Genomic DNA, 12,516 nt, shown 5'->3' with positions numbered 1-12,516 from the left:
CCCCCGATTCCAATTCTCCAGCAAACCGAGTCATCTGACAGCATGAAAGAGACCGTTTCCGAACTGCTCCAGTCTGCACTGGCAGCGCTCCAATCCGATGGTACTCTGCCGGCGGACCAGTCTTTTACCCCCCAGGTAGGCAATACCAAGGACAAGTCCCACGGTGATTACGCCTGCAATATTGCTTTGGTCGCATCCAAAGCAGCCGGCTGCCCGCCCCGTCAGCTGGCGGAAGCACTGATTGCAAAGCTGCCACAGAGCAAGGCGGTGGAGAAGGTGGAGATCGCCGGGCCGGGCTTTATCAATTTCTTCATGAGCACCGCCAGTGCGTTCGAAGTCGTGAATTCGATTCTGGATGAAGGACAAGGCTTTGGCCGTAACAATCAGGGCAAAGGCGAAAAAGTGCAGGTGGAGTTTGTATCAGCCAATCCCACTGGCCCCCTGCATGTCGGCCACGGACGCGGCGCGGCGATTGGCGACTGCCTGTGCCGGCTGCTGGAAGCCAACGGCTACGATGTAACCCGGGAGTTTTATTACAACGATGCCGGTGCCCAGATCAACAATCTGGCGCTTTCAGTTCAGGCACGGGTGAAAGGTCTGACCCCGGAAAACGACAGTTGGCCGGCGGATGGCTACCGCGGCGATTACATCATTGACGTGGCCAACGCCTACCTCGCCGGCGAGACAGTGACCGCGGATGACCGCGAGGTGACTGCCAAGGCAGATCCGGAAGACCGTGACGCCATCCGGGAGTTTGCCGTGGCCTACCTGCGCCGGGAGCAGGATCTGGATCTGAAAGCCTTCGGTGTCCAGTTTGATGTCTATTTTCTTGAGTCCTCCCTTTATGAGGAAGGCAAGGTCGAAGCCACGGTCAGGCGCCTGCAGGAAAACGGCTACACCTACGAGCAGGACGGCGCCCTGTGGCTGAAAACCACAGAATTCGGCGATGACAAAGACCGCGTCATGCGCAAGAAAGACGGTGGCTACACCTACTTCCTGCCGGATGTGGCCTATCACTTCGACAAATGGCAGCGGGGCTTTACCACCGTTATCAACGAACAGGGTGCCGATCACCATTCTACCGTTACCCGCGTTCGTGCCGGCTTGCAGGCGCTGAACGCCGGAATCCCTGAAGGCTGGCCAGACTATGTTCTGCACCAGATGGTCATGGTCATCCGCTCCGGCCAGGAGGTAAAAATCTCCAAACGGGCCGGCAGCTATGTCACCGTCCGGGACCTGATCGATGAAGTTGGCCGCGACGCCACCCGGTTCTTCCTGGCCGCCCGGCGCGTCGACTCCCAACTGACCTTCGATATCGATCTTGCCCGCTCTCAGACCAATGAAAACCCGGTGTACTACATTCAGTATGCCCATGCGCGCATCTGCAGTGTGCTTCGCAAACTGGCGGAGGAAGGCGTGGAGCGCGGTCGCAACGAATGCGTGGGTGATCTGTCACTGCTGACCCTGGACGAGGAAAAAGAACTGGCCAACCAGTTGGCCAAATACCCGGAACTGATTGCCAATTCCGCCGCCCAGCGTGAGCCGCACCATCTGACGCACTACCTGCGGGACCTGGCGGGCCAGTTCCACACTTACTACAACGCTCACAAGGTGTTAATCGAAGACACAGCCACCCGCGATGCCCGTGTCAGCCTTTACCTTGCAATCAGGCAGGTTATCGCCAACGGCCTGGACCTGCTGGGCGTCAGCGCCCCGGAAGAGATGTAAAACGAATGTCCCGAGACTACGCCCGTAAAGACAGGTCATCAACCAAGGCTTCAGCCACCGTGCGCCGCAAACCTGTGAAACAGGCCAAGGCGAAGGCTGCCCGGCCAAAACCGGCAGCCACTGCCCGCTCGCAGCGCGGGGGGTTGTCGCTGAAGTGGATTTTGTCTCTGGCGGCCGTCGGCGGGTTCATCGGTTTTATTGTCTACCTGAACTCCCTGCCGCCCGGTCCAGGCGGCAACGTTCGGCCAGCGACTGAAAAACCGGCCCAAAAAACAGCCAAAAAGCCAGCGGAAACAGCCCGCCAGGAAGACCAGAAACCGGCATTCCGCTTTTATGACATGCTGCCGGAATCCGAGGTCGTACCCCCCAAAGTTGACGAGTACACTCCTGGCCCAACCCAACAGGACTTCGACTACCTGGTGCAGTCAGGCTCCTTCCGCAGCAAGGAAGACGCCGAACGCCAGCGGGCCCAGATTGCCTTCCAGGGCCTGCGTGCGAGCATCCAGCGGATTAATCTGGACAATGGTTCCATCTGGTACCGGGTCAACGTAGGGCCGTTCACGTCCCGCAGCCAGATGAACTCTGCAATCGACAAGCTGGTTTCCCTCAGCATCCAGCCATTGGTTCGGAAGGTTCCCAAGGAAGGTTGATCTTCGTTTTCCGGCCCGTGTTTTGGAAAGCAAAAACCCAACCCGGGCCTTCTCCCCAGCCGGAGCACTCTTGAATTCCAGTCAGAAGCCTCCATAACTTGCGGATACTAAGTTCAATCAGGCAATTGGAGCCCCAATGACTACCATTCTTTCTGTCAGGCGCGATGACGAAGTTGCCATGGGTGGCGACGGCCAGGTTTCCCTGGGCAACACCGTAATGAAAGGCAATGCCCGGAAGGTTCGCCGCCTCTACAACGGCCAGGTGATCGCCGGGTTTGCCGGTGGCACGGCCGATGCCTTCACCCTGTTTGAACGATTCGAGGCCCAGCTGGAGAAACACCAGGGCAACCTCACCAGGGCCGCGGTGGAGCTGGCGAAAGACTGGCGAACGGACAGGGCGCTGCGCCGGCTGGAAGCCTTGCTGGCCGTGGCTGACAAGACCGCCTCGCTGATTATTACCGGCAACGGCGACGTCATTGAGCCGGAACAGGGTCTGATTGCCATTGGCTCAGGCGGTCCTTTTGCCCAGGCCTCGGCCCGGGCCCTGCTCGAGAACACCGATCTTTCCGCCCACGAGATTGTCGAGAAGGGCCTGGATATCGCCGCTGACATTTGCATCTACACCAATCACAATCGCACCCTTGAAGTGCTCTCCAAAAACGACTGATCCGGAGCAACCATGCCTGCAATGACTCCCCGTGAGATTGTCCACGAACTCAACAAACACATCGTGGGCCAGCAAGAAGCCAAGCGGGCGGTAGCCATCGCCCTGAGAAATCGCTGGCGCCGGATGCAGCTGGACAGCAGCCTGCGTGATGAGATTACACCGAAGAACATTCTGATGATCGGCCCCACCGGTGTCGGTAAAACCGAGATTGCCCGGCGCCTGGCCAGGTTGGCCGATGCTCCGTTCCTGAAAGTGGAAGCCACCAAGTTCACCGAGGTGGGTTATGTTGGCCGCGATGTCGAATCCATTATTCGGGACCTGGCGGACATGGCCGTAAAAATGCTGCGTGAAGCAGAGATGAAGCGCCATGAAAGCCAGGCACTCGATGCGGCGGAAGACCGGATTCTGGATGCACTCATTCCGCCACCCAGGGATTTCGGCGAAGACAGCCAGCGCAGCTCAGACTCATCCACCCGCCAGCTGTTCCGGAAAAAGCTCCGGGAAGGCGAGCTGGACGACAAGGAAATTGAAATCGACCTGCGCAACTCCGGTGCCGGCGTGGAAATCATGGCGCCTCCGGGCATGGAGGAGATGACCAATCAGCTGCAAAGCATGTTTTCCAATCTCTCCTCCGACAAGCGCAAGACCCGCAAGATGAAGGTTTCGGATGCCCTGAAGCGGGTCAAGGAGGAAGAGGCCGCCAAGCTTGTCAACGAGGAAGAGATCAAGCAGAAGGCCATCGAGGCAGTGGAACAGAATGGGATCGTGTTCCTTGATGAAATCGACAAGGTCGCCAAGCGCTCGGAAAACACCTCATCCGATGTATCCCGCGAAGGCGTTCAGCGTGATCTGTTACCGCTGATCGAGGGCAGCACGGTAAGCACCAAGTATGGCGCGGTACGCACTGATCACATCCTGTTTATCGCCTCCGGGGCGTTCCACCTGTCCAAGCCTTCGGACCTCATTCCGGAACTCCAGGGCCGCCTGCCAATCCGGGTGGAGCTGCAGGCACTCACCCCAGAGGACTTCAAGCGCATTCTGACCGAACCGGATGCGTCCCTGGTTCAGCAGTATGAGGCGCTGATGTTAACCGAAGGCGTAAAACTGACTTTCCGCGAAGACGCCATCGCCCGTATCGCGGAGGTTGCCTGGAAGGTTAACGAAAGCACCGAAAACATTGGTGCCCGGCGGCTTCATACCGTACTTGAACGGTTGCTCGAGACCCTGTCCTTCGATGCCGGCGACGAGGTTACCGATGGCTTTGAGGTCACGTCCGAGTATGTGGATGAAAAACTTGGAGAGCTGGCAGAAGACGAGGATCTGAGCCGGTTTATCCTCTAAACGTGAAGTTGGGGTCAGATGAAATTGGGGTCAGATGAAATTTCATCTGACCCCAATTTCATCTGACCCCCGATTACTCGGCTTTCGAAAAGAGGTGGGTGACATTCTCAAGGCCGGTTGCCAGCTTCCCCTTGTCTGCCCTTTTCTTTCTGCCCTTGGCCACATACAGGGGCAGCATTTCCCCGTAAAGGCTGGTACTGATCGTGCGCTGTTCGTCTTCCAGACGATCCCGCCGCAGTTTGATGCCGTATTTCGCCAGCTTGGGCTCCAACTGGTCCGCGCGGTTCAGGAGATCCCGCCGGGTCATCTGGTAGGCATGTTCGCAGACCATGCGCCGGGACTGGAAACTGAACACATTGGAGAAGAACAGTTTGGCGTCGTCGCGGGTTGGCTCGAACAGCAGAATGTCCTTGTCTGGATAGTCCCGGGCGTACTGGGCAATACCGGACTGCATACGTGAGTAGACGATGGTCCGGAACATCTGGGACAACAGGTTCGGCATACCGGATCGGGTCAGCTCACCTGGCTTCATGGATCCGGCACGGACCGCAGCGCTGGCATCAATGGGCACCTGGGGATTCACGGCGAATACGAGATCCGCGCCATCTTCGAAGGCAACGGAGGCGTGCAACCCCTTGCGCAGGGTGCCGTCCACGTAATAGCGGCCATCAATATTCACGGGCACATACAGGCCCGGCGACGAGGTGCTTGCCTGAATCGCCTTTGAAATGGGCACATGGTCAAAGCCCGGGGCACCAAAACAGACTGCCTCCGTACTCTCGACATCGGCTGCCACTATGTAGAGGCTACGCTTCAGCTGGCGGAAATCGTTGGTCCGCCCCAGCATGGTAAAGGCACGCTTGAGATATTCATGCAGACCTTCGTTATCAAACAGTCCCGCTGGAGCTGCCTGCGCCAGTATGGTCATGGCTTCCAGCAGGCTTTGATCGTAGGGGTTATTCACAAACCGGCGCACCGCGGTTGCAACCAGCCCCGGCACCGCCAGCAACCGACTGCCGATTTCCCGGAATGCCGGCCGATAGAAGACTTCCGGGTGAAAGGGGTGAACCTCGGCCTCATTGCGCACGAAAATCCGGCACAGCTGTGCGGTGGTCATCTGGTTTGCCAGATTCGCCGCCACAAAAGAACCGGCATTTACCCCGACATAAACATCGATACTGTTGAAGTCGAGGCCGTCCAGCACTTCGTCCAGGGCACGCAATGCTCCGATCTCGTATATTCCGCCCAAAGGACCACCACCGCCCAGGGCAAGCCCGATGCGGGGAGCGGATTTAAGATCAGTTGGTGCCTTCATAGCCTTTCCTTTTCCGGACAAAAAGTGCGATTCCGTGTTCTGAACCACCGGATACTGCAGATACCAAGGTAACAACCCGCTTTAGAGTACACACCCTATATTCGCCGAAACAGCTCGCCGTCAGGAAACGGCCGCCTCGGAAACCGCCATGGCGCTTGACTTGCCGGGCCTCAGGTAGCGGCCAAAACCGGCGTTTCGGAGAGCCAGATCCACACAACTCTTGATGACGTGCGGAGAATCCAGCAGCAATACATCTTCCAGCAATTGGACGGCCCACTCCCGGCTGATACTCCGAATGACCGATTTGACCTTTGGTAAGCTGGCCGCGTTCATGGACAGGGAATCATACCCCATGGCCATGAGGAGCAACGCGCCACCGGGATCGCCGGCCAGTTCCCCGCAAATGCCCACCGGCTTCCCGACCGAATGGGCATCCTGGGCAATCCGGACCAGTGCCTGAAGCACTGCCGGGTGGTAGGAATGATAGAGCTGGGCAACCCTCGGGTTGTTGCGATCCACCGCCAGTAGGTACTGCGTCAGATCGTTGGAACCCACCGACAGGAAATCCACCCGGTCGGCCAGCTCGCGGATCTGGTAGACCGCTGCGGGAATCTCGATCATCACACCGACTTTCGGCATGTGAATCTCGTAGCCCTCTTCCCGGACCTCGTGATACACCCGGTAGATCAGGTGCAGGGATTCCTCCACCTCCGAGATATTGGAAATCATCGGCAGCATGATCTGCAGGTTGTTCAGGCCCTCGCTGGCCTTGAGCATTGCCCGCACCTGAACCAGGAAAATCTCCGGATGGTCCAGCGTTACCCGGATGCCGCGCCAGCCCAGGAACGGGTTTTCCTCGTGGATCGGGAAGTAGGTCAACGCCTTGTCGCCGCCGATATCCAGCGTGCGCATGGTGACCGGACTGGGCGCAAAGGCCTCGAGCTGCTCCCGGTAATATTCGCGTTGCTCCTGCTCGGAGGGGAACTGGTCCTTGACCATGAAGGGGACTTCCGTCCGGTACAGACCAATGCCCTCGGCACCGTGGGACAGCGAGCGAACGACATCGGTCATCAGCCCGGTGTTTACCAGCAGCGAAACCCGGTGATGATCGGTGGTTTCACAGGGCTTGTCCTTGAGCACTTCCAGGCCCCGGATCAGTTCATCTTCTTCCTCACAGATCGCCTGGTAATACGAGCGAAGATCCGCAGACGGTGACGCGAATATCTGGCCCTCAAAACCGTCAACAATCAGGTCCTTGCCATCGAGCTGGTTAACGGGAATATCCACCAGCCCCATTACCGTGGGCACACCCATGGCACGGGCAAGAATCGCCACATGTGAGTTGCTGGAGCCCTTCACCGACACCAGACCTACCAGCTGCCCCTTGGGCACCTCACCCAGCATGGCGGGCGTAAGCTCCTCGCTCACCAGAACAGTACGTTCCGGATAATTCAGATGTTTCTGCTCACCCTCCTGGAGATGGGACAGCAGACGGCGGCCCAGGTCCCGGATATCAACAGCACGTTCCTGGAGGTAGTGGTCGTCCATCATCTCGAAGTGGCGGATGTACTGCTGGACCACCTGCTTCAGAGCACCCTGGGCCCAGATCCCTTCCCGGATCTTGTTTGCGACCTCGCCGGGCATGGCATCGTCGCCCAGCATCCTCAGGTAGACATCGAACAACGCCTGCTCTTCCGGGCGCAGCTGCGAGGCGAGCCGTTTGGCTACGCGTTCGATATCTTCCCGGACCGCCTTCACCGAAGCCCGGAACAGTTCCAGTTCCTGGTCGATGTCGTCGGTGGGTTTTTCAGGAACCACATCCAGATCGGCGGACGGGTAAACCACAACGCCACTCCCGATCGCCACACCCGGAGCGCCGGGGACGCCACTGAAGCTGACATCGTGAGCCTCTTCTCCGGTCAGGGACAGACCACTGATAGCCCCGGTCGCTTCACTGTGGGCAATAACACCCGCCAGCTGTGCCGATACGGTTACCAGGAAAGCTTCTTCACCCTCGTCGAAACACCGGGAGCTTTCCCGCTGCTGAACAACGAGTACGCCAAGGACACGGCGATGGTGAATGATCGGGACGCCCAGGAAGGAGCGGAATCGCTCCTCCCCGGTTTCCGGGAAGTAGCGATAGCGTGGATGGGACGGCGCATCTTCCAGGTTGATGGGTTCTTCACGGGCGCCCACCAGACCGACAAGGCCCTCGGAATACGCGAGACTCACCTGCCCCACTGCTTTCCGATAGAGGCCTTCGGTGGCCATCAGGATATAGCGGTTGGTAGCGGGATCGAGCAGGTAGACGGAACAGACTTCCGTTCCCATGGCCTTCTGCACCCGCGATACGATGATATCCAGCGCCTCCTGCAAATCGCGGGCGCTGTTTACCTCTTGTACTAGACTTCGCAGAATGCTCAGCATGGCGGTGTCAGTCCGTCATTTCTGTTGTTCCTTTAAACGCCGGTTCTGCTCCGCCCGATGCCACTGTTCCATGTTGTAGAACAGCCGCGGCGCAAGCTCTCTCAGCGCACGTCGATACACTTCACGCTTGAATGAAACTACCTGGCCCAGTGGATACCAGTAGCTTACCCACTGCCAGCCGTCGAACTCCGGTGAATTCGTGCCGTCCACGCAAACCTGCGCATCCGGCGATAACATCCTCAGCAGGAACCATTTCTGTTTTTGACCCACACAAACGGGAAGCGAGTTGTGGCGTACCATCCTCCTCGGGAGTCGATACCTCAGCCAGCCCCGGGTGCAACTGATGATTTCCACATCGTTCGCACACAGGCCGATTTCCTCTCCAAGCTCCCGGTACAGTGCTTCCTCGGGTGATTCATCATGCTTGATACCACCCTGTGGAAACTGCCAGGAATCCTGCCCTATTCGCCTTGCCCAGAGAACTTCTCCCCTGTGGTTGGCCAGAATGATTCCGACGTTGGGTCTGAAACCGTCTGAATCGATCACGGCACAGTCCTCTTAAAAGTCGGTAGACCAGTACAAAAATTCACCGGTCAGATTTGCCCAAGTTGCTCTCATTCTTACAGAATCCCAAGGGTTCGGCAAACGGAGCCGTTGAGGACAGGTCGTGTTAGACTTCGCGCTTTCCCGCAGGCCCTGTGATCACTGGAGGTAACAGCTTGACGCTCGCAATTTTTGATCTGGACAACACCCTTCTGGCCGGCGACAGCGACCATGCCTGGGGTGAATTTCTGGTAGAGGAAGGCATTGTGGATGCCGAGGAATATCGCCTTGCCAATGACCGCTTCTATCAGGAATACCTGAACGGCGAGCTGGATATCCTGCATTACCTCGGTTTTGCCCTTCAGCCCCTGGCCAGCCATAACATGGGCGAGCTGCTGGCCTGGCGGGAGGCGTTTATGGCGAAGAAAGTACGCCCCATGATGCAGGCCAGCGCGGAAGACCTCCTGAACAGCCACCGGGAGCGGGGCCACACCCTGATGATCATTACCGCCACCAACCGCTTTGTGACTGAACCCATTGCCGAAACCCTCGGCATTGAGCATCTTATTGCCACCGAACCCGAACTGGTGAACGGCCGCTACACCGGCGAAGTGGCGGGAACCCCGAGCTTCCAGGATGGCAAGGTCAAACGCCTGAACGACTGGCTGGAAGCCCATGACAGGACACTTGAAGGCGCCTGGTTCTACAGCGACTCCCACAACGACCTGCCGCTGCTGAAGAAAGTGGACAACCCGGTAGCCGTCGACCCGGATCCCACCCTGGAGAAGTTTGCCCGGGACAGCGGCTGGCCCGTTATCTCGCTGCGCAACTGAAGTAAATTTGGGGTCAGATGAAAATGGGGTCAGATGAAAATTTCATCTGACCCCATTTTCATCTGACCCCGACTTCACTGGCTTCAGAAGAACCCGGTAAGCGAGCGGACAAAGCAGGACTTGATGTAATCGGTCTCGGGAATGCCCGGAATTACCGGGTGGTCCGGGGCCTGATGCCCCTGCTCCAGCAACTGGACAAAGCGGTCAATCTTCCGGCCGCTGCCCCGGATGATATCTACCAGTTTCTCCTGCGACAGATGCATCGAACAGGACGCCGAAACCAGCACCCCGTCCCGCTCCAGCAAACGCAGGCCAAGCTGGTTCAACCGCGCATAGGCCTCTTCCCCCGCCTTCTGGTCCCTGCGCCGGGGAATCAGTGCCGGAGGGTCCAGCACCACGATGTCGTACTTTTCCTTCTCATCCGCCAGCGCCTTGAGCGCCTCAAAGGCATCGCCTTCAATCGTTTCCACATTGTCCAGACCATTGAGCCGGGCATTGTGGTGAACCGAATCAATCGCACCGGCCGAACTGTCCACACAGGTCACCTGAGTGGCCCCGGCACAGGCCGCCTGAAGACCCCAGCCACCGACGTAACTGAACACATCCAGAACCCGCTTGCCCGGCGCATAGGCCTGAAGACGCTGCCGATTCATCCGGTGATCATAGAACCAGCCGGTTTTCTGGCCACCCTCCAGCGGAACCTCAAAACGGACGCCGTTCTCCTCAACCTGCAGCAGACTGACCTCCGGGCCATGTGCCTGCTCCACATAGGTCTCCAGCCCCTCGACCTTGCGCATCTTGCCATCGTTCTTGAGGATGATCGCCTCCGGATGAACCAGACGCTGAACAGCCCGGACAACCGCTTCCTTCATCAACTCCATACCGGCCGTGGAAATCTGCACAACGACGGTGGAACCAAACCGGTCAATCACCAGCCCCGAAAGCCCGTCACTGTCACCAAACACCCAACGGTAAAACGGCTTGTCAAACAGCCGATTCCGCAACTCCAGCGCCGCTTCCATCCGCTGGGTCAACCGTTGCGGCGTCATCCCATGGCCAGGGTCCCGACTGATCAGCCGGCCGCATATCAGCGCATGGGGATTCACGAACACCGTACCCAACGGCTTGTCATTCGAAGCCCGGAGCTCCGCCTGAGCACCGGCCTCAAAATCCGTCAGCGGACTGCGGCGAGTATCCACCTCGTTACTGTATACCCAAAGGTGGCCAGCACGGAGACGGCGCTCTGCGCCTTTGCGTAGATAGAGGACAGGGAAGTTCATAACGACCACCAGGCAGAGAAAAATTCGGGGCGAGGATTATACATGAACGGGTGAGGACAACACCCAAACTACGGGAGCAAGCGGGCTGGGCTTTCGAAAACTGTGCGGAGCCATGGGTGAGGAGTGATAACTCTTCACGGGCTGGCCACGGATGGCCTGCCCAGGACCCTCAGCGCGACGCAGGAGCATTTAGCGCTGAGGGGCGGAGCCCAAGCGCCCCAGGGATGGGCCGCCAGGAGCGTGTTTTCGGAAGCCCAGCCCGCTTGCTCATGCACCAAAGGAAAATTGCTACTCCTCGGCAGCCACATGCTCGGAATACGCCGCAGCATCCATCAGGCCATCGAGCTCACCGGCATCCGCCAGCTTCACTTTATACAGCCAGCCATCGCCATAGGGGTCTTCATTGACCTTCTCCGGCTCATCCTCCAGGCTCTCATTCACCTCGAGAACCTCACCGGTCACCGGACTGAACACATCCGAAGCCGACTTCACAGACTCCGCCACACCGGCTTCCTCACCACCGTTAACCGTCGCGCCCACATCCGGAACGCCGATATAAACCACATCACCCAACTGCTCCTGGGCAAAATCCGTAATGCCGACCGTCGCTGTGCCATCGTCAGACACGCGAACCCACTGGTGTGTCTCAATGTATTTCAGGTCTGCGGGTATCTCACTCATAGTCTGGTTTCCTGAACTAATTTTTTGCGCAGTTTAACCGAAGACACTAGCTCCAGCGAACCTCTCTTGCCAACGTCATGAACGAATTCAGATAATCCACCTCCCGATCCCGCTCGCGAAGCCCCAGAAAGATCTGTTTGGGAATACCTGTCTTACCAAGCTGAACAGCCCTTACCGGGATCCGCCCCCCGTAATCTTCCACCAGCCATCGCGGCAAGGCTGCCACACCGCGCCCTGCTGCGACCATCTGCAGCATGATGTCCGTGGTTTCAATGGTTTTATGCCGCGCCGGGCTGGCATGGGCCGGCAGTAGAAAACGCGTGTAGATATCCAGCCGCTCAATCTCTACCGGGTAGGTAATCAGAGTCTCGTTTTCCAGATCCTCCGGTTCTGCCCAGAGTTTGCCAGCCAGCGGATGATCCGCCCCCACCACCAGTACCTGCTCGTAATCAAACACCGGCTCAAAGACCAGACCAGGACGGTGCAATGGGTCTGGCGTTACCAGCATGTCGATATCGTGGCCAAACAGGGCGCCAATGCCGCCGAACTGGAATTTCTGTTTCACATCCACATCCACCCCCGGCCACTGCTCCAGGTAGGGCCCCACTACTTTCAGCAGCCACTGATAACAGGGGTGGCATTCCATCCCGATGCGGAGGGTTCCCCGCTGACCCTTGGCAAACTGACCAATCAGCATCTCGGCGTGCTCAATCTGCGGCAATAGCCTGTTGGCCAGGGCAAGTAAATACTCACCTGACTGGGTCAGCCGCAGCTGCCGCCCCTCCCGCACCCAAATGTCCGTACCAAGCTGTCGCTCCAGCTTTCGGACCGAATGGCTCAGAGCAGACTGGGTCAGGTGTAGCCGCTCGGCGGCCGCCGTCAGGGACCCCTGCTGATCCACCGCCCTGAGAATTTCCAGATGGCCACGCTCAATCATTCCGCCTCCAAACATGAGCTAAATTCATTGATACCTGAAATTTTACCATTATTTTTCATCTCGCAAGGGCGATAACCTGACCCCTCCTGCAAACAACACGATTGAACAAAGGAC

The 12,516-nt window shown here is 58.2% G+C and carries 11 protein-coding genes; 5 read left to right on the top strand and 6 right to left on the bottom strand.

Annotated elements, in window-relative coordinates; genetic code table 11:
- Positions 1-42: 42 nt before the first annotated feature.
- The 4 genes from argS to hslU all read left to right on the top strand — a co-directional run bounded on the left by argS (position 43) and on the right by hslU (position 4,386).
- Positions 43-1,728, top strand: coding sequence for an arginine--tRNA ligase (gene argS / locus D0851_RS16135; RefSeq protein WP_117619541.1), 1,686 nt, complete (start codon positions 43-45; stop codon positions 1,726-1,728).
- 5 nt (positions 1,729-1,733) lie between these two features.
- A complete protein-coding gene (locus D0851_RS16130; RefSeq protein ID WP_117619540.1) occupies positions 1,734-2,378 on the top strand; it encodes an SPOR domain-containing protein in 645 nt (214 codons plus the stop codon).
- A gap of 136 nt (positions 2,379-2,514) precedes the next feature.
- Entirely contained in the window at positions 2,515-3,045 is a 531-nt protein-coding gene (hslV, locus tag D0851_RS16125) for an ATP-dependent protease subunit HslV (protein ID WP_008170810.1), read from the top strand.
- Positions 3,046-3,057: 12 nt separating this feature from the next.
- Entirely contained in the window at positions 3,058-4,386 is a 1,329-nt protein-coding gene (hslU, locus tag D0851_RS16120) for an ATP-dependent protease ATPase subunit HslU (protein WP_117619539.1), read from the top strand.
- A 73-nt stretch (positions 4,387-4,459) separates the two neighbouring features.
- Here hslU and D0851_RS16115 read toward each other — a convergent pair whose 3' ends face one another.
- From D0851_RS16115 to D0851_RS16105, 3 genes are all read right to left on the bottom strand, one after another.
- Positions 4,460-5,701, bottom strand: a complete 1,242-nt coding sequence (locus D0851_RS16115; RefSeq protein WP_117619538.1) for a patatin-like phospholipase family protein — start codon at positions 5,699-5,701, stop codon at positions 4,460-4,462.
- A 120-nt stretch (positions 5,702-5,821) separates the two neighbouring features.
- Positions 5,822-8,128 (bottom strand): phosphoenolpyruvate--protein phosphotransferase, encoded by a 2,307-nt coding sequence (gene ptsP / locus D0851_RS16110; RefSeq protein ID WP_117619537.1) that lies wholly within the window; start codon positions 8,126-8,128, stop codon positions 5,822-5,824.
- 15 nt (positions 8,129-8,143) lie between these two features.
- Positions 8,144-8,674 (bottom strand): RNA pyrophosphohydrolase, encoded by a 531-nt coding sequence (locus D0851_RS16105; RefSeq protein ID WP_117619536.1) that lies wholly within the window; start codon positions 8,672-8,674, stop codon positions 8,144-8,146.
- Positions 8,675-8,847: 173 nt separating this feature from the next.
- Here D0851_RS16105 and D0851_RS16100 point away from each other — a divergent pair, with 173 nt between their 5' ends.
- A complete protein-coding gene (locus D0851_RS16100; protein WP_117619535.1) occupies positions 8,848-9,504 on the top strand; it encodes an HAD family hydrolase in 657 nt (218 codons plus the stop codon).
- An 83-nt stretch (positions 9,505-9,587) separates the two neighbouring features.
- Here the strand turns inward: D0851_RS16100 and D0851_RS16095 are convergent, their stop codons facing one another.
- The 3 genes from D0851_RS16095 to D0851_RS16085 all read right to left on the bottom strand — a co-directional run bounded on the left by D0851_RS16095 (position 9,588) and on the right by D0851_RS16085 (position 12,402).
- Positions 9,588-10,784 (bottom strand): class I SAM-dependent rRNA methyltransferase, encoded by a 1,197-nt coding sequence (locus tag D0851_RS16095; protein WP_117619534.1) that lies wholly within the window; start codon positions 10,782-10,784, stop codon positions 9,588-9,590.
- A 288-nt stretch (positions 10,785-11,072) separates the two neighbouring features.
- Positions 11,073-11,465: a glycine cleavage system protein GcvH gene (gene gcvH / locus D0851_RS16090; protein WP_117619533.1), complete on the bottom strand. Its 393-nt coding sequence runs from the start codon at positions 11,463-11,465 to the stop codon at positions 11,073-11,075.
- Between the two features lie 46 nt (positions 11,466-11,511).
- Positions 11,512-12,402 carry a LysR family transcriptional regulator gene (locus D0851_RS16085; protein ID WP_117620437.1) on the bottom strand — a complete coding sequence of 297 codons (891 nt, stop codon included), beginning with the start codon at positions 12,400-12,402 and terminating at the stop codon, positions 11,512-11,514.
- Positions 12,403-12,516: the final 114 nt, after the last annotated feature.

This window comes from Marinobacter sp. Arc7-DN-1 (assembly GCF_003441595.1).
Taxonomy (GTDB): domain Bacteria; phylum Pseudomonadota; class Gammaproteobacteria; order Pseudomonadales; family Oleiphilaceae; genus Marinobacter; species Marinobacter metalliresistant.
The sequence above is the reverse complement of the archived record's forward strand: the minus strand, read 5'-3'. Positions and strand labels throughout refer to the sequence as shown.